18 protein-coding genes and 1 pseudogene are annotated in these 25,834 nt (G+C 61.4%); 9 read left to right on the top strand and 10 right to left on the bottom strand.

The window, feature by feature from the left end; all coding sequences use genetic code 11:
* Positions 1–57: 57 nt before the first annotated feature.
* Positions 58–418 (bottom strand): annotated as a pseudogene (locus tag AC1Q6J_RS20180) (mechanosensitive ion channel family protein); the annotation flags it as partial.
* A gap of 288 nt (positions 419–706) precedes the next feature.
* Here AC1Q6J_RS20180 and AC1Q6J_RS20175 point away from each other — a divergent pair.
* Together AC1Q6J_RS20175 and AC1Q6J_RS20170 are read left to right on the top strand one after the other, a co-directional pair.
* The gene (locus tag AC1Q6J_RS20175; protein WP_492280967.1) at positions 707–1,117 is read left to right on the top strand and encodes an NADH:ubiquinone oxidoreductase subunit NDUFA12; all 411 of its coding nucleotides are present in this window, start codon (positions 707–709) and stop codon (positions 1,115–1,117) included.
* A 259-nt stretch (positions 1,118–1,376) separates the two neighbouring features.
* Entirely contained in the window at positions 1,377–2,276 is a 900-nt protein-coding gene (locus AC1Q6J_RS20170; protein ID WP_492280974.1) for a DUF2155 domain-containing protein, read from the top strand.
* Positions 2,277–2,300: 24 nt separating this feature from the next.
* On the opposite strand, the gene aat is transcribed toward AC1Q6J_RS20170, so the two are convergent.
* The 6 genes from aat to AC1Q6J_RS20140 form a co-directional block, all read right to left on the bottom strand.
* On the bottom strand, positions 2,301–2,975 hold the full coding sequence (aat, locus tag AC1Q6J_RS20165) for a leucyl/phenylalanyl-tRNA--protein transferase (RefSeq protein ID WP_492280966.1): 675 nt from the start codon (positions 2,973–2,975) through the stop codon (positions 2,301–2,303).
* 160 nt (positions 2,976–3,135) lie between these two features.
* Complete coding sequence (gene accC, locus AC1Q6J_RS20160) at positions 3,136–4,491, bottom strand: acetyl-CoA carboxylase biotin carboxylase subunit (RefSeq protein WP_492280965.1); 1,356 nt, start codon at positions 4,489–4,491, stop codon at positions 3,136–3,138.
* A 20-nt stretch (positions 4,492–4,511) separates the two neighbouring features.
* Positions 4,512–5,006 (bottom strand): acetyl-CoA carboxylase biotin carboxyl carrier protein, encoded by a 495-nt coding sequence (gene accB / locus AC1Q6J_RS20155; RefSeq protein WP_492280964.1) that lies wholly within the window; start codon positions 5,004–5,006, stop codon positions 4,512–4,514.
* Between the two features lie 41 nt (positions 5,007–5,047).
* Positions 5,048–5,503, bottom strand: coding sequence for a type II 3-dehydroquinate dehydratase (aroQ, locus tag AC1Q6J_RS20150; protein ID WP_492280963.1), 456 nt, complete (start codon positions 5,501–5,503; stop codon positions 5,048–5,050).
* Between the two features lie 222 nt (positions 5,504–5,725).
* Positions 5,726–6,490 carry a DsbA family protein gene (locus AC1Q6J_RS20145; protein WP_492280962.1) on the bottom strand — a complete coding sequence of 255 codons (765 nt, stop codon included), beginning with the start codon at positions 6,488–6,490 and terminating at the stop codon, positions 5,726–5,728.
* A gap of 29 nt (positions 6,491–6,519) precedes the next feature.
* On the bottom strand, positions 6,520–7,920 hold the full coding sequence (locus AC1Q6J_RS20140; protein ID WP_492280961.1) for a M48 family metalloprotease: 1,401 nt from the start codon (positions 7,918–7,920) through the stop codon (positions 6,520–6,522).
* Positions 7,921–8,064: 144 nt separating this feature from the next.
* Between AC1Q6J_RS20140 and AC1Q6J_RS20135 the strand changes: the two genes are divergently transcribed.
* Positions 8,065–9,258, top strand: coding sequence for a pyridoxal phosphate-dependent aminotransferase (locus AC1Q6J_RS20135; RefSeq protein WP_492280960.1), 1,194 nt, complete (start codon positions 8,065–8,067; stop codon positions 9,256–9,258).
* A 72-nt stretch (positions 9,259–9,330) separates the two neighbouring features.
* On the opposite strand, the gene AC1Q6J_RS20130 is transcribed toward AC1Q6J_RS20135, so the two are convergent.
* Positions 9,331–12,324 (bottom strand): Rne/Rng family ribonuclease, encoded by a 2,994-nt coding sequence (locus AC1Q6J_RS20130; RefSeq protein ID WP_492280959.1) that lies wholly within the window; start codon positions 12,322–12,324, stop codon positions 9,331–9,333.
* 709 nt (positions 12,325–13,033) lie between these two features.
* Here AC1Q6J_RS20130 and AC1Q6J_RS20125 point away from each other — a divergent pair.
* The 4 genes from AC1Q6J_RS20125 (at position 13,034) to AC1Q6J_RS20110 (ending at position 19,299) form a co-directional block, all read left to right on the top strand.
* The gene (locus AC1Q6J_RS20125; RefSeq protein ID WP_492280973.1) at positions 13,034–14,320 is read left to right on the top strand and encodes an N-acetylmuramoyl-L-alanine amidase; all 1,287 of its coding nucleotides are present in this window, start codon (positions 13,034–13,036) and stop codon (positions 14,318–14,320) included.
* 196 nt (positions 14,321–14,516) lie between these two features.
* Positions 14,517–17,009 (top strand): penicillin-binding protein 1A, encoded by a 2,493-nt coding sequence (locus AC1Q6J_RS20120; RefSeq protein ID WP_492280958.1) that lies wholly within the window; start codon positions 14,517–14,519, stop codon positions 17,007–17,009.
* An 85-nt stretch (positions 17,010–17,094) separates the two neighbouring features.
* Positions 17,095–18,226, top strand: a protein-coding gene (gene prfB / locus AC1Q6J_RS20115; RefSeq protein WP_492280957.1) for a peptide chain release factor 2 whose coding sequence is annotated in 2 segments (ribosomal slippage) — positions 17,095–17,163 and positions 17,165–18,226 — 1,131 coding nt in all. Because the reading frame shifts where the segments join, the coding sequence is not laid out codon by codon here.
* Between the two features lie 131 nt (positions 18,227–18,357).
* Complete coding sequence (locus AC1Q6J_RS20110; protein ID WP_492280956.1) at positions 18,358–19,299, top strand: DMT family transporter; 942 nt, start codon at positions 18,358–18,360, stop codon at positions 19,297–19,299.
* Here AC1Q6J_RS20110 and AC1Q6J_RS20105 read toward each other — a convergent pair.
* Positions 19,296–20,654 (bottom strand): peptidoglycan DD-metalloendopeptidase family protein, encoded by a 1,359-nt coding sequence (locus AC1Q6J_RS20105; protein ID WP_492280955.1) that lies wholly within the window; start codon positions 20,652–20,654, stop codon positions 19,296–19,298. The genes AC1Q6J_RS20110 and AC1Q6J_RS20105 overlap by 4 nt on opposite strands.
* 98 nt (positions 20,655–20,752) lie before the next feature.
* Complete coding sequence (locus tag AC1Q6J_RS20100) at positions 20,753–21,475, bottom strand: peroxiredoxin (protein ID WP_492280954.1); 723 nt, start codon at positions 21,473–21,475, stop codon at positions 20,753–20,755.
* 286 nt (positions 21,476–21,761) lie between these two features.
* On the opposite strand from AC1Q6J_RS20100, the gene AC1Q6J_RS20095 reads away from it, so the two are divergent.
* Both AC1Q6J_RS20095 and AC1Q6J_RS20090 read left to right on the top strand, forming a co-directional pair.
* Positions 21,762–25,385 carry a YhdP family protein gene (locus tag AC1Q6J_RS20095; RefSeq protein WP_492280953.1) on the top strand — a complete coding sequence of 1,208 codons (3,624 nt, stop codon included), beginning with the start codon at positions 21,762–21,764 and terminating at the stop codon, positions 25,383–25,385.
* Positions 25,382–25,825, top strand: coding sequence for a PaaI family thioesterase (locus AC1Q6J_RS20090; protein ID WP_492280952.1), 444 nt, complete (start codon positions 25,382–25,384; stop codon positions 25,823–25,825). The genes AC1Q6J_RS20095 and AC1Q6J_RS20090 overlap by 4 nt, the downstream gene beginning before the upstream one ends.
* Positions 25,826–25,834: the final 9 nt, after the last annotated feature.

The raw sequence follows: 25,834 nt of genomic DNA, 5'->3' as shown, positions 1-25,834 counted from the left end.
GGTGATGCGATACCAGCGCACGAGGTGACAGCGGAGTTCGATCCGGTTCGTTGCGCGGCACGAATTCCTGACGCTGGCGTGGCAATGCACCGGGATAGTCTTCCTGCAAGTAGGCGATCAATTTCTCGCGCTCCTCACAGCGCAGATCCCACGCCGCAGGGGCGCTTCGCGCGCTTGGCAACGCACGCAGTTCAACCGTGTTATCCTTGGTGGCGTCGCTGACTTGAAGCATCACAAGGCGACCGCCTCAGAGCGGCGAGGCGCGGGCCGCGTCCATCGGCCGTTCGCGGAGCTTCTCCACCGGCACGATGTAATCGACGTGCAGGAACACCGAGCCGATCAGTGCGGAGGTTTCGCGGGTCCAGTTCTGGAATGGCTTTTCGATGAAGTAACTCAGCGGCACCACCATCCGCCGCCAAACACGGCGTTGCAATCAACGCGACCATAACTCCATCGATTACGAGTACCGACGCCGTCAGCCAGTTCGGCAGTAGCCAGAGCGTGTTCAGACTCTCCGCATAACTGTATTTGATGACATCGATCATCGTGAGGATTTCGGCGGGTTGGTCAGTGAGGGGTGTCAACGCCGACGTCCGCCGGAGGTTCATGCTTTGCACCAAGTTGCTGTTAGCACTGGACAATTGGTGTGCTGAATGGCATCAAACGGCCATCGCGCACCCTTGCGCGCCCACTTCGGATTCTCGCCATGAAGCTGTTTTTCCTGCGCTTTTTCACGTGGTGGAGCGGCACGACCTTCGGCACGCTGCTCTGGACCCGGCGATTTGGCGAGGTGGTCGGACAGGATGAGGGTGGCAACACCTACTACCGCACCCGCGGCGGCAAGATCGATCCGACGCTGGGATTTGAACGCCGGTGGGTGATCTACAACGGATACGCCGAAGCGACCCGCGTGCCACCCGCGTGGCATGGATGGCTGCATCACACCGTGGACACGCCTCCGACCGAGATCGATTACAAGCCGCGCGAGTGGGAAAAGCCGCACAAGCCGAACATGACCGGTACGCCTGCTGCCTACCGCCCGTCGGGCTCGACGCTCGCTGCCGGTCGTCGGCCGAAAGCTACGGGCGACTATCAGTCCTGGACCCCGGGACAGTAACGGCGCGTATACAAGTACACTGGTTTGGCAGGTGGTGTGAATTGCCCGCCCTTTCCCCGCCGTATTCGGCGTGTTAACCGATAATCTGCGCGCGGCCCATTTTCTGTAGAATGGCGCGGACACGATTCGGTTGAATCGAACACTGGGGCCGGATCAGTTTATGATCTTGAATGTGATCGTTCCGACAGGTGTGGGGCACGATGTTTTCCGGAAATCGCTTCGCACCCTGCGGCACCGGGTTCCTGTAAAGCTGCGCAAGATGTTCCGAACCATCACAACATTCTCTTTCGCAGCCTTGAGCGCAGTCCCGTTGATACTGGCGGCGACGCCCGTCCATGCGCAGATCGGCAATATCTTTTCCGACAGGCCGCGTCCGCCGGCCAATGTGCAGCAGCGCGGCGAGCCCGTTCAGGAACCCGAAGAGGAGGAGGTGCCTGATCTTCCTCCGCAAGGCCGTCTGCTCCCGACACCCAATCGTCAGTTGCCGGGGCAAGGTGTGCCGCCGCCCGGCACCGTTCAGACCCAGCCATTGCCACCACCACCGGGAACGGCGGCTGCTCCAGGTCAGCCCGCGGTGCCCGGACAGGGTACGCCGAATGCTGCGGTCAATCCATTGCCAGGCCTTCCGCCGGGTCAGAAGCAGCCACGCAGCGCGCCGCCTTCAGCCGCGACGCTGCAACCGGGCGATGAAGTCGTGACTGAACCTCCGGGGCAAAAGATCGTCAACAAGCAGGCTGTTTTCGCGGGCCTCGACAAGATCACCGGCCGCATCATCAAGTTTGACGCCGACATCGGAGAGACTGTCCAGTTCGGCGCGCTGCGCGTCAAGCCGCAGGCCTGTTATACGCGACCGTCGACTGAAGCTGCCAACACCGACGCCTTTGTCGAGGTCGACGAAATCACGCTGCAGGGCGAGGTAAAGCGGATTTTCTCCGGCTGGATGTTCGCAGCCAGCCCGGGTCTGCACGGCGTCGAGCATCCGATCTACGATATCTGGCTGACCGACTGCAAAGGTCCATCCGCAACGGTGGCTCAGCAGGAAGCGCCAAAAGCAGCGCCAGTTCCGCCGCCCCAGCAGCAGCCCAAGCGGCCGGCGAAGCAACCGGCCGTGCAGCGGCCACTGCCGCCGCCAAATCCATTCCCGCCGTTCCGGCAGTAGCGGGCTCAGCACAACTGAAGCCGGCTAACTCTGCGTCAAGCACGCCAGCGCTTCAGCACCGGTGACAGGCCGGCTTGCAGGGAGCGCGAAGAAGTCGGCTTGTCCGGTGACTGCTTCATCGAGCATGGCGCGGTACCTGCGCCGCGGGACTTCGACCGCGCCGAAGGTGCGCAGATGATCCGTCACGAATTGCGTATCGAGCAGCACGAAGCCGCCGGCGACAAGGCGAGCCACGAGATGGACAAGCGCGACCTTCGAGGCATCGCGTTCGGTGTGAAACATGCTCTCCCCGAAGAACGCGCGGCCGAGACTGACGCCATAAAGCCCGCCCACGAGTTGATCGCTGTGCCAGGCTTCGATGCTGTGGCAATGACCGATCTGGTGCAGCGACGTGTAAAGGTCGCGGATGCGGCCATTGATCCACGTATCGTCACGGCCCGGCTGCGGTGCGGCGCACCCGGCGATGGTCTGCTTGAAAGCTGTGTTGACGGTGACGCGGAAGACATCGGATCTAACCGTGCGCGCAAGGCGCGATGCGATGCGGAAGCCGTCCAGCGGAATGATGCCGCGTTTCTCGGGCTCGACCCAGAAAATCGTGGGGTCATCGGCGCTTTCGGACATCGGGAAAATGCCGCAGGCGTAAGCGCGTAGCAAAACACTCGGCGTAATTTCGGACGATGCGGCGTCGCGCGAGCTCATGCGCAATCATAGCAGGTTGCGCGGCCTTCCGCGACCGTCAAGCAGTGCCGACAGCTCGTTTGACCTGCGGTTGTGCGGCGTTCTTCAGCCGCGACACGGTGCGCTGGCCATGCCGGTGGACCGGGGTCCTGATTGACCTGCAAGGACAGGGAGCGGCAGTTCAGGATGACTTGGTGTCGCCGGCTGCCAGGTAATGTTCGAGCCAGTGGATGTGGTAGTCGCCGTCGATAATGCTGGGCTCGCGCACCAGCCCACGGAACAACGGCAGCGTGGTTTCGACGCCGTCCACCACCATCTCGTCCAGAGCGCGACGCAAGCGCATCAGGCACTCGCCGCGGGTCTTGCCGTGGACGATAAGCTTGCCGACCAGCGAGTCGTAATAGGGCGGGATGACGTAGCCTTGATACACGGCTGAATCGATCCGGACCCCGAGTCCGCCTGGCGGGTGATACTGCATGATCTTGCCCGGCGAGGGCCGGAAGGACACCGGGTTCTCGGCGTTGACCCGGCACTCGATGGCATGACCGTTGATGACGATGTCTTCCTGCGCGCATGGCAGATCGCCGCCGGCGGCTACGCGGATTTGCTCGATGACCAGATCGATCCCGGTGATCATCTCGGTCACGGGATGCTCGACCTGAATACGCGTGTTCATTTCGATGAAGTAGAACTCGCCATCCTCGTAGAGGAATTCGATGGTGCCGACGCCGAGATACTGCATCTCGCGCATCGCCTTTGCACAGGTCTCGCCAATCTTCGCGCGCGCGGCGGCGTTCAGGATCGGCGAGGGGCCTTCCTCCCAAACCTTCTGGTGGCGGCGTTGCAGCGAACAGTCGCGCTCGCCGAGATGGATCGCGCCGCCGCGGCCGTCGCCGAGGATCTGGATTTCGATGTGACGAGGCTTGCCGAGATATTTTTCAAGATAGACCGAGCCGTCGCCGAACGCCGCCTTGGCTTCATTGCTCGCGGTGGACAGCGCCAGCATCAGATCGGCCTCGGTCTGCGCGACTTTCATGCCGCGGCCGCCGCCGCCGGCCGCCGCCTTCACCAGAACCGGAAAACCGATCTTCCTGGCGATGGCCATGGCATCGTCGCCGGGACCGACCCCACCGTCCGAGCCGGGCACAACAGGAATGCCGAGCCGCTTGGCAGTTTTCTTGGCCTCGATCTTGTCGCCCATCAGGCGGATGTGTTCCGCCTTCGGACCGATGAAATGCAGATTGTGATCGGCGAGAATTTCGGCGAAGCGAGCATTCTCAGAGAGGAAGCCGTAGCCGGGATGGACAGCGTCGGCGCCGGTGATCTCACATGCCGCGAGCAGGGCCGGTACGTTCAGATAGCTGTCCTTCGCGGGCGGCGGTCCGATGCAGACACTTTCATCCGCAAGACGGACATGCATGGCGTTCGCATCGGCGGTTGAGTGAACTGCGACGGTCGCGATGCCGAGTTCCTTGCAAGCGCGCAACACGCGCAATGCAATCTCGCCGCGATTGGCAATCAGGATCTTGTCGAACATCGCAGCGCCTGACAGTGGGATTATTCAATAATGACGAGCGGTTCGCCGAATTCGACCGGCTGGCCGTCTTCGACGAGGATTTGCGTGACAGTGCCCGCGCGCGTCGATGGGATCTGGTTCATCGTCTTCATCGCTTCGATGATGATGAGCGTGTCGCCAACCTTCACCTTGCTGCCGACATCGATGAACGGCTTCGCGCCGGGTTCGGAGGCGCGATAAGCCGTGCCGACCATCGGCGACGGCACGGCGCCGGGGTGCTTTGAAATGTCGGCGGGTGCGGCCGCGGCCACGACAGGTGCAGGCGCGGAAGCCGAGGCAGCAGCAGGCGCGGGCTGGTAGGAAACAGGTGCAGCGATGCTGATATTGCGCGCGACCCGCAGGCGCAATCCAGCGCGCTCGATCTCGATTTCCGTGAGATTGGTTTCATCGAGCAGCATCGCCAGTTCGCGAATGAGTTCGCGCTCATCGGCCGGCTTTTCCTTGGGAGCAGATGGGTCTTTCGGCGAGGAGGCCATGTGTAATCCGGAGCTTTCTCAGTAAATGACAGGCAGACGTATCAGGCTTGCGCCTTGACGCCGATCTTCGCGGCAAGGCCGCTGATTGCGAGGCGATAGCCGTCGATTCCGAAGCCGCACAGTGTTGCCACGGCAGCAGACGCAACGAAGGAGTGGTGACGGAAGCGCTCACGCGCATAGATGTTGGAGACGTGAACTTCAACAGTCGGGAGTTTGACTGCGACCAATGCATCATGGAGTGCGATCGACGTGTGCGAGTATCCGCCAGCGTTGATGATGATGCCGGCGGCTTTCTTCGCACCGGCCTCATGCACGAAATCGATCAGTTCGCCTTCGCGGTTTGATTGGCGGCAATCAGCGACCAGGCCATAGCGGGCGGCGCTGTCGTGGCAGAGCTTCTCCACATCGGCGAGTGTGTGATGGCCATAGGTCTCCGGCTCGCGGGTACCGAGCAGATTGAGGTTCGGCCCGTTGAGCACGTAAATCGTCTTTGCCATCCGAAAACCAAATCCAGCAATGTCGGCGAAATAATGCGGGTGCGCGCAGCGTGGGGCGGTTTATAGGCAACATGGAGCCGGGAGGGAAGCCTGATCGGCTTCGCCATCCCCCGCCAAATCATTTAGATATCACCTGAAAATCCCGATAGAAGGCCCTGAAATTACTGGTTAACCAATCTTAACGATGTCTTGGGCGAACGCTCCGACCCGGGGCAACCGGGCCTAGCAGGTCGCCTTGCCGCAGCGGGCTTCGGAAATCCTCTTGGCAAGTCCCTCAGCCCCAACTGCGCCGACCACGACATCCTTGCCGATCACGTAGCTCGGGGTTCCGTTGAGACCCATATCCTCGGCGAGCTTGAAGTTCTCATTGAGCGTCGCGCTGATCTCGGGGCTGGTCATGTCCTTTTCGAGTTTGGCCATATCGGCGCCTGCTTCCTTCGCCGCAGCCATGGCGCGTGCCTTGTCAGCCTGCCCGCGTCCGTTCAGCAGCTTCTGATGGAAGTCGAGATACTTCTTGCCGGTCGGGTCCTGCATTCGCAGGGCGATCGCAACCTGGGCGGCCTCGACCGAGCTTGGTCCGAGTACCGGGAATTCCTTCAGTACGACGCGCAGCTTCGGATCCGACTTCATCAGGGTGAGCATGTCGGCCATCGCGTGTTTGCAGTAACCGCAATTGTAGTCGAAAAACTCGACGAAATTGACGTCGCCTTCGCGGTTGCCGACAACGACTCCGCGCGGAGAATTGAAAATCAGGTCGGTATTACGCTTGACGGCGGCGCGATGCTTTTCCGCTTCCGCCACGGCTTGCCGCTTCTGCAACTCGGCTGACATTTCTTCGAGCAGTTCGGGATTGGCTACCAAGTAGTCCTTGATGATTTTTTGAATCTCGCTCTTCTGCGCGTCGCTGAACGACTGCGCATGCGACACGGCGGGCAGACCCAGCACCAGTGCGAAGGCGTATGGAGCAAGAGAGCGGAGCGAGACCATGAGTGTTCCTTCGTGACTGTGTGGACCGTTCAATTCTTTATCGGCTTCGTATTAACGATATCATCGGCCTTGACCCAGCCGGGGGTGCCGATGGCAAACCGCGTCTTTGCGCGCGAGGCGAGGTCTCGCGCCGTTTTCTGGTCTCCGCGCAGATAGGCTGCCTGGGCCGAGGCGAGATCGGCTTCCGCATAGTCGCCCTTGCGGCCGTAAGCCATCGCGAGCTGCGTGTATCCGAGCGCCGCTTCGGGCTCCCGTATCAGCGCTGCGCGCAGAATCTTGATGGCCTCCTCAGCGTAGGCCTTATTCTCGGATGCCACCAAGGATTGGCCAAGTAACATCTCGATGAGCGGTGCGTTGTTGGAGAGCTGCACCGCCCTGCGAAGCGGGGCGATGGCCTCATTGGGCTTGGCTCCCTCAAGCAGCGCCTGGCCCTTCAACTCGTAAAAGTAAGGGTTGTTGGGCTGGACTTTGATCAAGCCATCGATCTGCGAGAGGGCGTTGCGCAGGTCGCCGTGACGATAGGTGGCGATGGCACGGGCGTAGCGTGCGGGCAGGCTGTCGTTTGATGAGGGATAGCGGCGGTACACTGTATCCGCACGTTCCATGAAGCCGGACACCTTGGCGCGCATCATGTCGTGACGGAGCTGCAACGCCGGATCGTCTTTCTTGTCCCAGTACGGGCTCGATCTCGCCAGTTCTTCCAAAGCCCTGACGCGTTCTGCCGGCATCGGATGCGACTGATTGTAGGGATCGGCGCCGCGGGACGCGTACAGCCCCTGTTCGGAGAACCGCTTGAACGTCTCGTACATTCCCCTGGACGACTGGCCGGTGGCGTTGAGAAATTTCACGCCGGCCCTGTCCGCGTTTTCTTCCTGCTGCCTCTGGTAGGAGAGCATGGTGCGCATGATCGCGGCCTGAGGTGCTGCGACTGCCGCAGCACCGGCGTTTCCAGCACCTGAGCGCGCGCCCGCGACGGCGGCGCCCAAGCCAAGCAACATGGCGATGATCAACTGGGTCTGAGCACGGGAAATCTGCTCGCGCAGTTTTGCAAGATGTCCGCCGGCAAGGTGTCCCGTTTCGTGGGCCAGCACGCCGATGATCTGGTTCGGCGTATCGGATTCGCGCAATGCCCCGTAGTTCACGAAAATGCGGCGTCCGTCGGCGACGAAGGCATTGAATGCCGGATCGTTGATAATGACGACCTGAATGTTCTGTTTTTCGAGACCCGCCGCGCGCAGAATCGGACGCGTGTAGTCGCGCAGGAGTTGCTCGGTTTCGGCATCGCGCAGGAGAGGTGGCCCCCCTTGCTGCGCATGCACGGGCCATGACCCGACGAGCAGCGCCGCCGTGGTGACCACCGCGGTCGCGCGCCGCAGGACGGCGCGGATCGGCGAGCGGACGGCTGGCGCGGTCAAGAGGGCATTTGTCATGGCTTGGTCAGCGAGCTTGGCAATGGAGCGGCGGCCTGTAGGGTGCTAAAATCACAATCTAACAAGACGCCGAATGCGGCGGTACAACGGCACGGTGCCGCATGCTTTCCTTGCATGCCGCAGTTTCCGGGAATAGCAGATTTCATGCTCGATATGACGCTCAGAGACAAGGCAAAAAGCCTTTTGACGCCCTCCAGCCGCGGCAATGTTCCGCCGTTCATGGTGATGGATGTGATGGCGGCCGCCGCCAGAATCGAGGCCGAGGGCGGCCACGTGATTCACATGGAGGTGGGACAGCCCGCGGCTCCCGCGCCGCAGACGGCGATCGCGGCTGCGCGCGCGGCGCTCGATGTCGGGAAAATCGATTACACTGCCGCGGTCGGTATTCTCCCGCTGCGTCAGCGTATCTCGCGCCATTACCGTGAAACTTACGGGCAGGATGTCGATCCCGGGCGCATCGTGATCACCACGGGTTCCTCGGGGGCCTTTGTTCTTGCGTTCCTGTCCGCGTTTGAGCCTGGCGACCGTGTTGCAATCACGTCCCCGGGCTATCCGCCATATCGTCACATTTTGCGTGCGCTTGGATGCGAGCCCGTCCTGATCGAAACAACCAGCGCCACACGGCACGCTCTCACCGGTGAGATGCTACTCGAGGCGCATCGCAAGACGCCGCTGAAGGGTGTGCTGGTCGCCAGTCCAGCGAATCCGACCGGCACCATGATGACGCGCGAGGCGATGGCGGACCTGATCGCCGCAGCGGATAGCGCCGGCATCCGCTTCATCTCGGACGAGATCTATCACGGCCTTGACTATGCGTTTCCGGCAGTGACGGCTGCTGAGCTTTCGTCCGAGGCGATCATCATCAATTCGTTTTCGAAGTATTTCTGCATGACCGGCTGGCGCGTGGGCTGGATCGTCGTGCCGGAAGGGTTGGTGCGCTCGGTCGAGACGTTGCAGCAGAACCTGTCGATTTCCGTGCCGACGCTATCGCAGATCGCGGCTGAAGCCGCGTTCGACGGCTGCGCGGAAATGGATGTTATCAAGCATGGGTATGAAGAGAACCGGCGAATCCTGATCGAGGGGTTGCCGAAAGTCGGGCTGACGGAATTCTTGCCCGTGGATGGTGCGTTCTATCTCTATGCTGACGTTTCGAAGTTCAACGCCGACAGCTTCGAGTTTGCCAAGACGATGCTGCAGCAGGCGCATGTTGCGGCGACACCCGGCGTGGACTTCGATCCGTTTCACGGAAAGTCCTTCGTGCGATTTTCCTACTCGCGCTCGACGCAGGAAATCACCGAGGCCGTGGCGCGCATTACGCGTTGGCTCACCAAGGGTTGATTGCGGATTTCCAGGTCCAAATGCAAAACCGCCCGCTGCGAAGCGGGCGGTTCATTCGTGTATGTTCGGATGTTACTCGCCGCGCCGCGACCACCAGCCCGCGCGTCGCGGTTGAGGGGTCTCGGTCTGCGGCTGCGTCGGCTCCGTTGACGGCGCCGGTGTTTGTGTTTGAACAGGAGCGGGTTCCTGTTCCTGTTTAGGCGTCTCGCCGAAAAAGAAGCTGACCTTCTCGCGAACAGTCGACCGCTTGCGCGGAGCTGCTTCGGTATCTTCCGGCGTCGAAATAACGGGAGGCGTCACCGGCTCAGGCTGTGGGACGTAAGCGGGACGCTCCTCGCGCGCCGGCTCTGCCGGTGCAGACAAATCGGCGGCAGCCTCGGTGGCTTCAGATTCCGGCAGCGGCCCGAGATCGTCGGCGATAGTAGAGACAATTCCCTCGCCAGGTTCGGCACCCTCAGCTGTGTTGGCTTCGTTGCCACCACGGCGGCGGCGGCCGCCACGGCGGCCGCGGCGGCGCGGACGGCGTTCGCCATTCGCGTTCTGCTCGGTGCGTGGCTCGCCGTTCTGCTCGTCCTGCTCGTCGTCGCCTTCATCGCCGTCACTGGCTTCGCCGATGGCGTCATCCTGTGGCGCGATGCCGGGCGTATCGCCTCTATCGGCAGCCTGTACTCCGTCACGCGCTTCTCCGCCACGGCCACGCCTGCGGCGGCGGCGCTTGCGGCGCGGACCTTCTTCGCCCTCCGCGACAGGAGCCGCGTCGGCTGATTGAGTCTCGGCATTGTCCTCATCGTCGCCTTCGAACTCGACCTCGGCTTCGAAAGTCTCGTCATCTTCGTAGTCGTAGGTGTCCTCGACCGGAGCCGGGGATGCGGCGAGCTGTGCCGCAAGGATGGCCTTGGCGGCTTCGAGCGTATGAACGGCTTCGCCGCGGTCGATCACGTAGGACTGCTGACCGCTGATCGTCGCATCGGCGATAACCGCCAGCGTGACCTTGAATCCGTTTTCGAGATCACGCAGGTGGCCGCGCTTGTGGTTGAGCACATAGAGCGCGACGTCGGTCCGCGTGCGCACCGTCAGATTGTGGGTCGGTCCCTTCATCAGGGTCTCTTCGAGGCCGCGCAGCAGTTGCAGCGCGACGGACGAGACCGAGCGGACGTGACCGGTGCCGCCGCAATGCGGACAAGGCTCGGTGGAGCTTTCCAGCACGCTGGCGCGGATGCGCTGGCGCGACATCTCGAGCAGGCCGAAGTGCGAGATGCGTCCCACCTGGATGCGGGCACGGTCCTGCCGCAGGCAGTCGCTGAGTTTGCGCTCGACCGCACGGTTGTTGCGCTTCTCGTCCATGTCGATGAAATCGATCACGATGAGACCCGCGAGATCGCGCAGGCGTAACTGGCGTGCGACTTCCTCGGCGGCTTCGAGATTGGTCTTGAGCGCGGTATCCTCGATGTGATGTTCGCGGGTGGAGCGCCCGGAATTGACGTCGATCGAGACCAGCGCTTCGGTCTGGTTGATCACGATGTAGCCGCCAGATCTGAGCGTCACCGTGGGAGAGAACATCGCGTCGAGCTGACTCTCTACGCCCATGCGCGAAAACAGAGGCTGGCCGTCGCGATACTGCTTCACCGCGCGAACATTGCTTGGCATCAGCATCTTCATGAAATCACGGGCTTCGTTGAAACCGGATTCACCGGCAACGAGGACTTCGTCGATTTCCTTGTTGTAGAGGTCGCGCAGCGAGCGCTTGATCAGCGAGCCTTCCTCGTAAACGAGGGTCGGAGCCTGCGATCTCAGCGTGGTGTCGCGGACGGTTTCCCACATCCGGATCAGGTATTCGAAGTCGCGCTTGATCTCGGGCTTGGTGCGGGACGCGCCGGCGGTGCGCAGGATGATCCCCATGCCTTCCGGCACATCGAGATCCTGCACCACGTCTTTCAGGCGCGAACGATCCTGTGCTGAGGTGATCTTGCGGCTGATGCCGCCGCCGCGTGCCGTGTTGGGCATCAGCACGGCATAACGGCCGGCGAGCGACAGGTAAGTCGTCAGCGCCGCGCCCTTGTTGCCGCGCTCTTCCTTGACGACCTGAACCAGCATCACCTGGCGGCGCTTGATGACTTCCTGAATCTTGTACTGGCGGCGAGGGCGGAAGGCGCGTTCCGGCACTTCTTCCAGCACGTCGTCGCCACCGACCGACTCGACGACTTCTTCCTCGGCGTCTTCACCGTCTTCATCGTCGTCACCATCGGCATCGTCGGCGTGGTGCTCGTCTTGATGGTCGTCACCGAGAGGAACGACGGGCGCTTCGTGAGCCTCATCATGGGCGTGCGGTTCGGGCTGATGATCGTCATGCTCATGATCATCGAGCGCTTGGTCATGGGAATGATCGTCATGGGCGTACTCGCCCCGTGCGGCGACCGGTGCAGACAGTTCCTGAGATGCTACGGCCGACGTGGCATCGTCGGCATGGTGCTCTTCTTGGTAATCGCTTCCAGCCGGGAGGGCCGCAACGTCATGAGCCTCACCATGCTGGTGGCCATGTTCGTCTTGATGCGCATTATCATGCTGGTGGTCATGGTCGTGCGCATCATCATGGCCGTGATCCGGTGCGTGATCGCCGACCTGCGCGGCATCGGTTGGTTGCGCGGCTTCCGCCTCCGGGCTCGCGCCTTCGACAATCGCGCTCTGCACACGCTCGCCACGGTCGCGGCGCCGGGAACTGCGATGGCGGGAGCGCCTGCGATTGGAGCGGTTTTCCGATTCTTCTTCGGCTTCACGGTGCGCGCGTTCGTCGGCCTCGATCAGCGCCTGACGATCGGCAACCGGGATCTGATAGTAATCGGGGTGGATTTCGCTGAAGGCCAGAAAGCCATGGCGATTGCCGCCGTATTCGATGAAGGCGGCTTGCAGCGATGGCTCGACGCGGGTGACCTTGGCGAGATAGATGTTGCCGCGCAGTTGCTTGCGCTGGGCAGACTCGAAATCAAATTCCTCGACGCGATTGCCGCGGACCACGACCACCCGGGTCTCTTCCGGATGGGTGGCATCGATCAACATTTTGTTCGGCATTTTTGAGCTCTTGACGGCGAACGGTGCGTTCGGCGGCCAGCGCATGGCGCATAGCCGGGTCACGTAACGGTCCACCTGATTCGGGGGTGAGGGGAAGGCCAAAACGCCGCCCGAGGCACCGTGCCGATCGCAACGTCAGCGAAACGCGACGCGGAAAAGATTCGCGTCGTATCGATGCTGGCGTCGATGGGATTTTATTACAGATCCCGTTCGGCAATAGAGTCTGGCGCATCAAGCGTCGGCCCGTCTAATTCAATGGGCGGCAAAGGCGCCGCCGTATCCTGCCGCCGACGTCGCCAGCGGGTTCGCTGCCGGCAGTGCAAACGCGGCGCAAGGTGCGCGCGCTGGCTCTCGATGGTCCGCTGCCTTGCGGCAACGGTCGCCGGTCATGAAGGTGGCCGCTCGGGCTGGTAACCGCCGCTCCGTATCAGCCGCGTGCTGCGCTGGCTGTGGAGGGCAGGAAGGTACGCTGGAACCTCTGATTGGAAGCGAGGAACTGGCGCTGCACCGGGAAGCTGAACGCGACACAACCGCAAGTTTAAACCGTCAGCCTCTCCTACATACGTCGAATGGCCGTTTCTGGCAAGGGAAGCGTCACAGCGCTGCAACACAGTCGGGTAATCGTCGCGGAGTTGGTAAGAGGCCGTTAACTGCACGGTTCTATTGCGATATGAGGTGTCCGGAGGCGGCGGATTCGTTGACGAGCCACATGAATTATCGCGCATTTTGTATTGTTGCGCAGGTGTGCGCCGCAACATTTTTGTGCTTGCCGATTTCCAGGGCTGTCGCGGTCGAATCTCAAGCGCCGCAGCCAGCGGTTGCGGTAGCCTTTCCAGTCGCCTCCGGCGTGCGTGTGGCCGGCGATGGCAAGCAGACCCGCTTCATTCTTGACCTCGATCGCAAGATCGATGCCCGGGCGTTTGTGCTCGGCGATCCGTATCGCATCGTCGTCGATATCCCGCAGGTCACCTTCAATCTTCCCGCAGGTGTGGGAAAGGAAGGGCGCGGTCTGATACGTGCCTTCCGCTACGGCCTGGTCATGCCGGGCGGATCGCGGGTGGTTTTCGACCTGACCGGCCCGGCCAAAATTGAGAAGACCTACGTCATCGATCCAGCGAACGGGCAGCCCGCGCGTCTTGTGGTCGAGCTAGCCGCGGTGGAACGAGCGGCGTTCAAGGGCTCATCTCCAGGCGATGACAAAGTGCAACTGCGTCCGGCAATCATCGCCGACGCCAGTGGAGCCGCAGTTGAAACGACGGGCACAACCAGGACAGGGAAGACCACGGATCCGCGCCCGGTCATTGTGATCGATCCCGGCCATGGCGGCGTCGATAACGGCACCCAGGCTGCCACTGGCGAAAGCGAAAAAATGCTGGTGCTGGATTTTGCCAAGGCGCTGCGGGATCGGATTGAAAAGAGCGGCAAGTTTCGCGTCGTCATGACGCGCGATGACGACACTTTCGTGCCTCTCGGGGAGCGAGTGAAAATCGCCCGCGCCAATATGGCTGCGTTATTCGTTTCCATTCACGCCGATGCCTTGCCCAAGCGGGAGGGCGATGCCCAGGGCGCGACCGTCTATACGTTGTCGGAGCGTGCCTCCGATGCGGAAGCTGAGAAACTTGCCGAGGCCGAAAACAAGGCCGACGCCATCGCGGGCATCAACCTGACCGAGGAGCCGGCGGAAGTGGCCGACATCCTGATTGAACTGACCCAGCGAGAGACCCGAACGTTTTCAAACCGCTTTGCCCGCACCCTCGTAAACGAGATGAAGGGCGTCGCTCGCATGCATAAGCACCCGCTGAAATCAGCGGGGTTCAAGGTGCTGAAGGCGCACGACGTTCCTTCCGTGCTGGTCGAGCTCGGCTACGTTTCCAACAAGGACGATCTCCAGCATCTGGTCTCCGAAAGCTGGCGCTCCCGGACTGTCGGTTCCGTCGCGCAGGCGGTGGACGCTTTCCTCGGAAAACGCATAGTTTCCACAGGGCCTTCGAACTAAGCCCCTTCGGGTTGAATTCGCAGGGCAATTGGCCGCCGAGGCCCTAGTTTGGCCACAGCGGCGGCTCTATAGAAATTTGGGCTCGGAAGCGACCAGAATCGATCCCCGCGCGGACCGCGGATGGTATAGTTCGGATCGGAAGCCCGGTCGTGCGCCTCGTGTGGTCGCGCCAGACGCTTAAGGACGGATACTGACGATGCGCTTGCTACTGCGGTTCATGGGCTTCCTGTTCGCGGCTGGAACGATCGTATTCCTTGTCGGCGTCGCCGCGGTGGCGGGACTGATCTGGCATTACTCGAAGGACCTGCCGGACTATTCGCAGTTGCAGGACTACGAGCCGCCGGTGATGACGCGTGTTCACGCCGCCGACGGCTCGCTGCTCGGCGAGTACTCCAAGGAGCGCCGCCTTTACCTGCCGATCCAGGCGATTCCAAAGCCGGTGATCAACGCGTTCCTTGCGGCGGAAGACAAGAATTTCTACGAACACGGCGGCATCGACTTCACCGGCATGGCGCGCGCAGCGGTTCTCTACGCGCAGAACTATGGATCCAACCGCCGCCCGCAGGGTGCGTCGACCATTACGCAGCAGGTCGCGAAGAATTTCCTTCTGACCAACGAAGTCTCGTTCAACCGCAAGATCAAGGAAGCCCTGCTGGCGATGCGCATCGAGCGCACCTACACCAAGGACAAGATTCTCGAGCTGTATCTCAACGAAATCTATCTTGGTCTCGGTGCCTACGGCATCGCGGCCGCTTCGCTGGTCTATTTCGACAAGTCGGTGAATGAACTCACCATTGCGGAAGCGTCATATCTGGCCGCGCTGCCGAAGGCGCCGGCCGCGCTGCATCCTGTTCGTAACCGTGACCGCGCTATCGAGCGCCGCAACTACGTGATCGACCGTTTGCTTGAAAACGGCTGGATCAAGCAGGCCGATGCCGTCGCCGCTCGCAAGGAGCCGATGATCGTCACGTCGCGCTCCAATGCGGCGCACATCTTCGCCGGCGAGTATTTTGCGGAAGAGGTCCGCCGCGACATTTTCGAGCGGTACGGCGAGAAGAAGTTGTACGAAGGCGGCCTTTCGGTCCGAACATCGCTCGATCCGAAGCTTCAGGTGATGGCGCGCAAGTCGATGGTGGCCGGACTGGTCAAGTTTGACGAGGCCCAGGGATGGCGCGGCGCGCCGCAGAAGATCGATCTCGGCGGTGACTGGGGTGTAAAGCTCGCGGAGGTGAAATCACTCTCCGATATCTCGCCATGGCGAATGGCGGTGGTGCTTGAAACCAGCGACCAGTCGGCGCGAATCGGCTTTCAACCCGGCCGTGAACTTGGCGGTGCGGTCTCCAAGGCTCGCGAAACAGGATTGATCTCGCTGGACGGCGTCAGGTGGGCGAAGGCAGCTGCCGGTCCGACGCGTTTCAAGACACCGACCGCGGTGACGCAGGTGCTTGCACCGGGCGACGTGATCTACGTCGACCCGTTGCTGGACAAGGACGGCAACAAGATCGAAGGGCAGTACCGTTTACGTCAGGTGCCGGAAGTTTCCGGTGCGATGGTCGCGATGGATCCCTGGACCGGTCGCGTCGTCGCCATGGTCGGTGGCTTTTCGTTCGACCAGAGCCAGTTCAACCGCGCGACGCAGGCGTATCGCCAGCCGGGCTCGTCCTTCAAGCCGATCGTCTATTCGACCGCTATGGATAATGGCTATACGCCGTCAACGGTCGTGGTGGACGCGCCGATCGAAATCGATCAGGGGCAGGGCGCGGGCGTCTGGCGTCCGGAAAACTACTCCACCGGAAAGTATTACGGACCAACCACGCTGCGGAACGCGCTCATCAGGTCGCTGAACACGGTGACGGTGCGCCTCGCGCAGGACGTCGGCATGCCGCTGATCGGCGAATACGCCAAGCGTTTTGGCATCTACGATGAGTTGCCGAACTATCTATCCTACGCGCTCGGAGCAGGCGAGACGACGGTGATGCGCATGGTCACCGCCTATTCGATGTTCGCCAATGGCGGCAAGCGTGTGAAGCCGACATTGATCGATCGTATTCAGGATCGTTACGGTCACACCATTTTCAAACACGATCAGCGCGAGTGCCGGGGCTGCGACGCGGCTGAAGGCTGGAAGAACCAGCCGGAGCCCTCGCTGGTCGATCGCCGCGAGCAGGTGCTGGATTCCATGACCGCCTACCAGATCACGTCGATGATGGAAGGCGTCGTGCAAAGCGGTACCGCGACCGTCTTGCGTGAAGTCGGCAAACCGATTGCGGGCAAGACCGGCACGACCAACGACGAGAAGGATGCCTGGTTCATCGGCTTCTCGCCCGATCTCGTTGTGGGCGTCTACATCGGCTACGATAAGCCTCGAAATCTCGGCCGAGGCGGCACCGGCGGTCACCTGGCCGCGCCGGTCGTCAAGGACTTCATGAAGCTTGCGCTCGCCGACAAGCCAGCGGTGCCGTTCCGTGTGCCTGCGGGCATCAAGCTGATCCGGGTCGATGCCAAGAGCGGCATGCGCGCGGGACCGGGTGATGGCGGACGGACGATCCTCGAAGCCTTCAAGCCCGGAACCGCGCCGCCCGACAACTATTCGGTTATCGGCGTGGCTGACGCTGACGGCCGCTCACCCGGCGTTTCGCCGGATGCGGACCGCGCCATCTTCCGGCCCGGCACCGGCGGCCTGTACTAGCGCAACGAAAGTTGCGCTGGTCACTGTCAGCCGTTACATCCCTCACATCTTTTGAATCGCGGCTCTGCCGCTCATCGGAAATCCCATGCGCCCTGAAATCGAACGCCTTGTTGAAGAGATCAAGCAGTCAGTCGGGCTGCTGAGGAGGCATCTTTGACGTCGATGCTGCCACGGCGCGTCTCGCCGAACTGAACGCTCTCGCAGAAGACCCCAATCTCTGGAACGATCCGCAGAAAGCCCAGAAGCTGATGCAGGAGCGGACCTCGCTCGAGAATCAGCTCACCGGCATTGGCAAGATCGAACGCGAGCTCGAAGACCAGACCGGGATGATCGAGCTTGGCGAGTCCGAGAAGGACGAGAGCGTCGTCCTTGAGGCTGAGAACGCGCTCAAGGCGCTGAAAAAGGACGTCGCGAAGCAGGAGCTGGAAGCGCTGTTGTCGGGTGAGGCCGACCGATTCAACACTTACCTCGAAGTTCACGCCGGTGCTGGTGGCACCGAGAGTCAGGACTGGGCCTCGATGCTGCTGCGCATGTACACGCGCTGGGCAGAGAAGCACGGGTTCAAGGTCGAATATCTCGAAGAGACTGAAGGCGAAGAAGCCGGCATCAAATCAGCGACGATCCAGATCAGTGGCCACAATGCCTATGGCTGGTTGAAGACAGAGGCGGGCGTGCATCGGCTGGTGCGGATTTCGCCTTACGATTCGAATGCACGCCGACACACGTCGTTTTCGAGCGTGGCGATTTTTCCGGTGGTCGATGACAGCATCAAGATCGACATCAAGGAATCGGATGTGCGCACCGACACGATGCGTTCAGGCGGTGCTGGCGGCCAGCACGTCAACAAGACCGAATCCGCAGTGCGTTTGACGCATATCCCGACCGGTGTTGCAGTAGTCTGTCAGGCGGGCCGTTCGCAGCACAAGAACAGGGCGCAAGCCTGGGACATGCTGCGTGCGCGGCTTTACGAAATCGAGCTGAAGAAGCGCGAGGAGAAAGCCGCGGCCGATCAAGCCGCCAAGACGGATATCGGCTGGGGTCATCAGATCCGGTCGTATGTGCTGCAGCCGTATCAGATGGTGAAGGATTTGCGTACCGGTGTGCAGACCTCCGATACATCCGGTGTACTCGACGGCGATCTCGACGACTTCATGGCCGCGACGCTGGCGCAGAAGGCGTTCGGCACGACGCCCGGCGCCATTGAGGACGTGGACTAGAGTCTTTGATTTGTCGCTCGTTTTCTTAACGCGAACCGGCGCCCACTTCGCTTGAAAACGCTCCGGACGCAGAACCGGGTTGTCGGGAAGCGGGTGGTTTTGCCCCGGACCGCCGCGTATGGCTTTGCGCCATGGCTGTGGTCCAAGAAAGACTTCCCGAAACTGAACTGCGTATGGATGAGCGCGATTGGTCGCGGCTGATCTTTCTGTCGGTCCTCTGGGGTGGCACATTCTTTTTCACGGGTGTGGCGCTGAAGGAATTGCCGCCGCTGACGCTGGTCTTCCTGCGCCTGTCGATTGCGGCGCTGATCCTGCTGCCGATGCTCTGGATCAACCGCATCCGGTTTCCGGTCGGTATCGCGGGATGGTGGCCTTACGCGGTGATGGCGCTCATCAACAATGTGATGCCTTTTTCGCTGATTGTTATGGGGCAGACCTATATCCCGGGCGGGACGGCATCGGTTGTGAATGCGACGACGCCGGTTTTTACCGTTCTCGTTGCCGCGGCTTTCGGTGAAGAGAAACTGATCCTCCGGCGTGTTGCTGGAGTGCTGCTCGGTTTGTGTGGCGTGGTCATCTTGAAGGGATATGATTTTGACATCAGTTCCCGGCAAAGCATCGGTATCGCGCTTTGTCTCGGCGCAACGATCTGCTTCGGATTTTCCGCCCTGTGGGCGACGCGGAAGCTGGCCGGTTCCCCACCGATCGGGACCGCAACGTTTCAGTTGATCTCAGCAAGCGTGATGATGCTTGTTCTGGCTGCGGTCTTCGATCGCCCCTGGCAACTTCAAATGCCGGGACATGTGACGTGGCTGGCGGTTCTCGGTCTGGCGTCACTTTCGACGGCGCTGGCCTTCATCATTTTCTTCCAGATCGTCATTCGATCTGGAGCAAGCAACGTGATGCTGGTGACGCTTCTCGTCCCCGTCAGCGCGATCCTGCTTGGATACTTCATTCTGGAGGAGAGGATAGAAGCCCGCGAGATCATCGGCGCGCTCGTCATCGGAAGCGCGCTATTGGTCATGGACGGCAGGGTGTTTCGCCTGTTCAGCCGCTCAGGAGTTGGGACTTAATAACCCTGACTGAGGCGGATGCCTGCACGGAGGAACTTCTGCGGATCCACCGCGTCCCCATCAATCCGCGTTTCATAGTGCAAGTGAGGGCCGGTCGAGCGGCCTGTCGAACCGACTGCGCCGACAATCTGACCGATCTTGATCTGCTCGCCGACCTTGACGTTGATTTCGGACAGATGTCCGTAGCGCGTCGACAGACCGTTGCCGTGATCAATTTCCACCATACGGCCATAGCCGCCGCTCCATCCGGCGTTGACGACCTTGCCATTCGCTGTGGCGCGCACCGGATCGCCCGTCGAAGCACGGAAATCCAGACCGGTATGCATGGCAGGGCGTCCGAGGAATGGATCGCTGCGAACGCCAAAGCCGGACGAGAATTCAACATTACCGATCACCGGCTTCCGGTACGGCACCAGCGATAGGGTGCGCGTGAGTTTGTCCACCTGCGCGCGTGAAAGGTTGATCCGATAGAGCTGGCGTTCAAATGCCTCGGCATTCGATGGAGGCTTGACCGGAACGAACGGTCCGCCAACGCCGCCCCTGGGAGTCGCTGCTTCGAGCTGCGCCATATCAAGACCGAGGTCTGTAATCACGCCGCGCATCCGCCGCATGCGCGACTCGTAACCTTCTTCGACTGAATTGAGCGTCGCGGTCTGACGCCCTTCGACCTTGTCGAGTGCGGTTTGCAAATTCGACAAGAAGTTGTCGACTCCGTTGGTCTTTGCGAGTTCCGTGCGCGAGCGGGCAACCGGAGCCGTGCGGGATTCCAGCCGTGCTTCGCGGTCGGGCGGTGTGACGAAGATCACTGTATCGTTGATCGGCGACGGTTTGGGGACGCCTGTCGCCGCGCCGGCATCAGTCGACTGCGGTCCGCGCGCGGGCGGCTTGATCGAACCGGTAGGGGCTGTGTCCGGCATGGCGTTGAGTGCCGCGGCACGTGATTCAAGCAGCGCCTGCCGCCGCATGATCTGGTTGAGCTTCTGGTCATACTGCTCCTGATCGAGCAACTGGCGGCTGGTGGTGCGGTCGACACGCGCGCGCAGCTCGGCGATACGATCTTCGTAGGCGTATTGCATCTCCGCCTGGCGCGCGATGAGGCGTGTCAGCACGTCGTCACGGAAAGCGAAATAGGTCGCCGTCGCCGCCGACCATGCTCCCATGATGACGACGGATCCCGCCACGATCCAGAACACGACCGGTCCGAACCGCACCGCCTTGCCATGATGGACAATGGTGTAGCCATTGCGGTCGGGGCGATGATGACCATGCGCCGGACGCCGCTGGGGCGCCCTTGCATGGTCATGCGCGTGGTGGTGTTGCGGGTGTTCGGAATAGTGGGCGAAACGGTTCGACATCGGTACTCCCGCACCGACCGAAAGCGCTCGGACGGCTCAATTACAGGCACCGATTTGAACCTTTCATGGTTAATTTTTGGGAAACGGAATGGAACTCTCTAGGCGCCCCGCGCCGCCGCAAGCACCTCGTCGGCATGGCCATCGACTTTCACGTTACGCCAGATTTTGACGATTTTGCCGTCGGCATCGACCAGAACCGTTGTCCGAGAAATCCCCATGAAGATCTTGCCATACATCGATTTTTCGCCCCAAACACCGTAGGCTTTCAGCATTCCAAGTTTTTCATCCGAAACGAGTGGGACCGTCAGTTCGTGCTTGTCGCGGAACTTCTCCTGCGCGGCGATCGGGTCAGCCGAAACGCCAAGAACGGCAGTCTGTGCTTCCGCGAAGGCGTCGGCGAGCCGGCTGAACGCGACGGCCTCAAGGGTGCATCCCGGCGTGTCGGCGCGTGGATAGAAGAAGATCACCAGATTGCGGCCGGCATAATCCGCGAGCGAGACCGACTGTCCGCCATCGCGCGGTAACGAAAAAGCTGGTGCGGATTGGGCCTCGGCAAGAGTTCCCGCCTTGCGGACGGGGGCGATTGCGGCGGGTTTTTTGACCGGCGTAGTTCGTGCGCCGGCGCGCTTTGACGCAGTCGCTGTGGTCTTTTTTGTCGACGAGGTTCTGGTGCCCCCGCTTTTGGTCCTGGCTTTCTTGGCCCCGTTCCGGGCGGTGGCAGCGCTTGGCTTTTTGGCGGCGCCCCGCTTGGCGGTCTTGGCTTTTGCGCCCTTCGCCCTTGATGTCGATTTGGACGATTTCTTACGCGTTTTCTTGGACATACGCCTTCCTTTCGTCGCTTTCAGCAGGGTATTTTAGGATTCGCGAGACTCGCAACCCGATCACTAAAGCCGCCTTCTTCGGCTGGGCAAATCTGACGTCCCCGAGGTAAGGTGAATACCCAACATACCAAACGTAGAACTCTCCCTCGCCGGCGGTCGAATGACGGGGCGATACAGAAAACTAAGACCGGGCTTTTAGTCTGACAGTACTCCGATGGAGCGAGTCTCCAACTTGACGCTTGACGCCCGGCGGCTCGTCCAGGCTGACCATCAATACCGAGAGGCAATGCCGAGATCAGAGCCCAAAAAAGCCTTCGCGAAGGCTGCAGACGAGCAGCACCGGCATTGGGATGATTCCGGGTGGAATCACCATGACGATGTGGCGTGTGATCGGGCGATCAAGCTCCTCAACCGGCCAAGCATCGGAATTCATCGGATCACGGACTGGTTTCGCGGTCTGCGCCGCAGGATCGCCGGCAGTCCATGGATCGGGCGAACCGCAGTCGCCCTGATATCGCTCGGCGTTATATTCGCTGCGGGTTTCGGAGCGTTGTGGCTGAGGCTTGGCGCCGGTCCCGTCAATCTCGATGTCGTAACGCCATGGCTGGCCTCGGCGATCGAGGAAAACCTGGGGCACGAACACACCGTTGAAGTTGGTGGCACGCAGATCGAACGTGCTGGACGAATCAGGATTGCGGTCCGGCTGCGTGACATCGTTGTGCGGGACCAGGCGAGCAACATTGTCGCGAGCGCGCCGAAGGCGGAAGTGAGGCTGTCCGGCACCGCGCTGCTAATGGGGCGCTTGCGTGCCGAGACGCTTCGCCTTGTCGGCGCGGAGCTTGCGGTACGGATCACGCCCGACGGGCGCGTGATTGTTTCAACCGGTCAAAGCAACAGCCCGCTCGCGACCGGTAAGGTCCCCGTTAAACCCGAGCCTCAGACTGTTTCCGGCCCTCCGCCATTACCGTTTCAGGCTTCGCCGGCGCCGCCCTCAGTTCCGGCCGCGTCGACAGCAGCTTCGAATGGTGCAGGAGGACTGCTTGCCGCACTTGAATGGCTCGACAGTCTCAGCGCGAAGGGTCTTGACGGTCAGAGTCTCAACGAAATCGGATTGCGCAATGGCGTCCTGACGGTCGAGGACCAGCGGAACGGGGGCGTTCTTAACTTCAAGAACATCAGCCTCAGCCTGCGGCGTCCGCACGGCGGCGGCGCTGCTTTCAGCGTCGGCGAGGAAGGCAAGAACGGCTGGGAACTGAAAGTGGCCGTCGGTGCGCCGTCGAATGGCGTGCGCTCGATCGACATCAGCGCCAGCAAGGTCCCGACCAACAATCTGTTGCTTGCGGCCCGGCTGAAGGATTTCACCTACGCAGCGGACATGCCGCTCAGTGGCGAGTTCAAGGGCGAGATCGGCCGCGACGGGCTTCCGACCTATTTCCGGGGCGAGATCGTCGCCGGCAAAGGTACGATCGTCGATCTCAACGTGCCGGACTATCCGATGGTGATCGACCATGCCGATGCGCGCGTCGAGTGGGATGCCGGCCGCCGCGTTATGGTGGCGCCCTTTCACGTTAACGCAGGCGCCAATCGCATCACTTTGCTGGCGCATCTCGAACCCCCTAATGACAACGTACCGAACTGGCAGCTCGGCCTGAGCGGTGGGACCATTCTGCTCGCCGGCAACGACGGAGAAGCGCCCTCGATCTTTAACCGCATTGCTGTCCGTCTGCGGTTTGATACCGAAAACCGGCGCGTGCTTTTGACCCAGTGCGATATCAGCAACGGCGAGATAGGTATCGCGGGGTCGGGAAGCCTCGATTATTCGGGCGAGGCGCGTTTGAGGCTCGGCATGGCGGCGACGCCGATGCCGGTAGCGGTGCTGAAGCGCATCTGGCCTGTCCTGATCGTGCCGGAAGTGCGGGAATGGATCACGGAGCGAGTGGATCGCGGAGCGGTCCAGCGGCTCGACATTGCCGTGAATGCGCCGGTTCACACGCTTGTACGCGGCGGGCCGCCGATTCCGGACGATGGCTTGTCCGTGAATTTTCTGGCGAATGGTCTGACCGTGCGGCCCGTCGATGACATGCCCTTGGTGCGTGATGCCGACATGAAGGGGCGCGTGAGCGGGCGGACTGTGAACATCAATGTTGGGCAGGGCGCGGTCGATACGCCGGCCGGCCGGCGACTTGGCATTTCCGATCTGACGTTTGAAGTACCGGATCTTGCACCGAAGCCTGCGCCCACCAAGGTGCGCTTCCGTCTCGACGGCCCGGTGCCCGCGGCGGCTGAGATCCTGCAATCAGAGCGATTGCGTGATGTCGGCGACACGGTGATCGACCCCAATTCGAGCAAAGGCACGATCTCCGCGATCGTCACCCTTGCAATGCCCTTGAAGAACGCGTTGACGAAAGCCGACACGACCTACTCGATCAATCTCGACCTCGGCGCGCTTGCCGTCGACAAGCTCGCGATGAATCAAAAACTCGAAGCCAGTTCGCTCAAGGTCGTCGCGGACAATCAGGGCTATAGGGTCAAGGGCGACGTCAAGATTGGCGGACAGCCTGCGGCGCTTGATTACCGCAAGACGAGCGATGGCGACGCCGACGTGCGTGTTTCGGCGACCCTCGACGATGCGGCTCGCGCGCGCCTTGGCGTCGATCTGGGACAGAGCCTGAGCGGCGCCATTCCTATCAAGCTGACCGGCAAAATTGCCGGCGGTGAAGGTGATAATCGCGACAACCGCTTCGGTGTCGAGGCCGACCTGACCGCAGCGCGGATCGACAATGTGTTGCCCGGCTGGACCAAGGTCGCGGGCAAGGCGACCAAGATTACCCTCAATGTCGTGCAGAAGCCTCAGGGCACGCGCTTCGAGGACATCGTCGTGGAAGGAAGCGGTACGCTGATCAAGGGATCGCTGGAGGTTGACGACAAAAACGACCTCGTCAACGTATCGTTCCCTACATTCTCTCCCTCGGAAGGCGACAAGGCAAATCTGAAGGCCGAGCGCGCGCCGGATGGAACGCTCAAAGTGACGATGCGCGGCGAAGTGTTCGACGGCCGCGGATTCATCAAGAGCGCGATGTCGGGCAGGGATCAGAACACCAAGGAAAAATCGAAGAATTTCGACATCGAGATCGATGCCAAGCTTGGCGCACTTGCGGGCTTCTATGGCGAGGCGGTTCGCAGCGTGGACCTGAAGCTCACGCGCCGTGCCGGAGTGATCAGGGCGTTTTCGCTCAGTGGCAAGCTGGGACGCGATACGCCGGTGATAGGCGATTTGCGCGGGCGGGCGCAGGGGCGCGATGTGATGTATCTCGAAACGAGCGACGCAGGTGCATTTTTCCGTTTCACCGATACCTACGCGAAAATGAATGGCGGCAAGATGTGGATAGCGGTTGATCCGCCGACGTCAGACACGTCGCCGCAGGAAGGCCTGTTGAACGTCCGCGATTTCACGATCAAGGGCGAAGCGGCGCTCGATCGCGCGGTGGCAAACGCCCCGGGAGCGAACTCGCAGGGCGTTGGGTTCTCAGGCATGCGCGCGGAGTTTACCCGCCAGAGCGGCCAGTTGCGGGTCAAGGACGGTGTTCTTCGCGGTCCGACGATTGGTGCGACGATCGAGGGGATCATCGATTATCCCGTCAATCAGGTGAAGATGAGCGGAACCTTCGTTCCGCTGTACGGGCTGAACAACATGTTCGGGCAGATTCCGATTGTTGGATTGTTTCTTGGCGGCGGCAGCAACGAAGGCCTGATCGGCATCACCTACGAAGTCGTCGGAACGCCCGGCGCGCCGGTTCTGCGGGTCAATCCGATTTCCGCGATGGCCCCCGGTGTGTTCCGCAAGATCTTCGATTTCAACACAGGCCGGCAAGGTGTTCCCGCCGACTTCACGACGCCCCATCAGCAGTGACTGCATTTCAGGTTCAGGACCCCGACTTTGAGGCGCGCGTCCGAAGGACGTTCGCTGGTCAACAGGCCTTGGCCACGCTCGGAATAACGCTAGCCAAAGTCGAGCCGGGAACGCTTGAACTACGGATGCCATATGACGCGAAATATTCGCAGCAAAACGGCTTCCTGCATGGCGGTGTCGTCTCTGCGGGACTCGATACCGCGTGCGGGCTCGCGTCCTACACGCTGATGCCGGCAGCGGCGGACATTCTCACCGTTGAATTCAAGATCAATCTATTGGCGCCAGCCAAGGGGCGGACGTTTCGCTTCGTCGGCAGAGTCGTGAAGCCAGGCCGCACGCTCGTCGTCTCGGAAGGCCATGCCTATGCCAGCGACGAGGGCCGCGAGAAACTGATCGCCACCATGTCGGCAACCATGATGACAATGCTGCGCCAGGGCTAGCCGCCCGCC

The organism is Afipia sp. MLSD5-FHT05B12, from assembly GCF_058793355.1.
The sequence above is the reverse complement of the archived record's forward strand: the minus strand, read 5'-3'. Positions and strand labels throughout refer to the sequence as shown.

Excerpts from the sequence above, each read along its gene's own strand:
- AC1Q6J_RS20100 (WP_492280954.1), bottom strand. The coding sequence starts at position 21,475 with ATGTCCAAGAAAACGCGTAAGAAATCGTCCAAATCGACATCAAGGGCG.
- accC (WP_492280965.1), bottom strand. The coding sequence starts at position 4,491 with ATGTTCGACAAGATCCTGATTGCCAATCGCGGCGAGATTGCATTGCGC.
- AC1Q6J_RS20140 (WP_492280961.1), bottom strand. The coding sequence starts at position 7,920 with ATGACAAATGCCCTCTTGACCGCGCCAGCCGTCCGCTCGCCGATCCGC.
- AC1Q6J_RS20095 (WP_492280953.1), top strand. The coding sequence starts at position 21,762 with ATGCCGAGATCAGAGCCCAAAAAAGCCTTCGCGAAGGCTGCAGACGAG.
- AC1Q6J_RS20110 (WP_492280956.1), top strand. The coding sequence starts at position 18,358 with ATGGCTGTGGTCCAAGAAAGACTTCCCGAAACTGAACTGCGTATGGAT.
- AC1Q6J_RS20135 (WP_492280960.1), top strand. The coding sequence starts at position 8,065 with ATGCTCGATATGACGCTCAGAGACAAGGCAAAAAGCCTTTTGACGCCC.
- AC1Q6J_RS20170 (WP_492280974.1), top strand. The coding sequence starts at position 1,377 with ATGTTCCGAACCATCACAACATTCTCTTTCGCAGCCTTGAGCGCAGTC.
- AC1Q6J_RS20105 (WP_492280955.1), bottom strand. The coding sequence starts at position 20,654 with ATGTCGAACCGTTTCGCCCACTATTCCGAACACCCGCAACACCACCAC.
- aroQ (WP_492280963.1), bottom strand. The coding sequence starts at position 5,503 with ATGGCAAAGACGATTTACGTGCTCAACGGGCCGAACCTCAATCTGCTC.
- aat (WP_492280966.1), bottom strand. The coding sequence starts at position 2,975 with ATGAGCTCGCGCGACGCCGCATCGTCCGAAATTACGCCGAGTGTTTTG.
- AC1Q6J_RS20130 (WP_492280959.1), bottom strand. The coding sequence starts at position 12,324 with ATGCCGAACAAAATGTTGATCGATGCCACCCATCCGGAAGAGACCCGG.
- AC1Q6J_RS20175 (WP_492280967.1), top strand. The coding sequence starts at position 707 with ATGAAGCTGTTTTTCCTGCGCTTTTTCACGTGGTGGAGCGGCACGACC.
- AC1Q6J_RS20120 (WP_492280958.1), top strand. The coding sequence starts at position 14,517 with ATGCGCTTGCTACTGCGGTTCATGGGCTTCCTGTTCGCGGCTGGAACG.
- AC1Q6J_RS20145 (WP_492280962.1), bottom strand. The coding sequence starts at position 6,490 with ATGGTCTCGCTCCGCTCTCTTGCTCCATACGCCTTCGCACTGGTGCTG.
- accB (WP_492280964.1), bottom strand. The coding sequence starts at position 5,006 with ATGGCCTCCTCGCCGAAAGACCCATCTGCTCCCAAGGAAAAGCCGGCC.
- AC1Q6J_RS20125 (WP_492280973.1), top strand. The coding sequence starts at position 13,034 with ATGAATTATCGCGCATTTTGTATTGTTGCGCAGGTGTGCGCCGCAACA.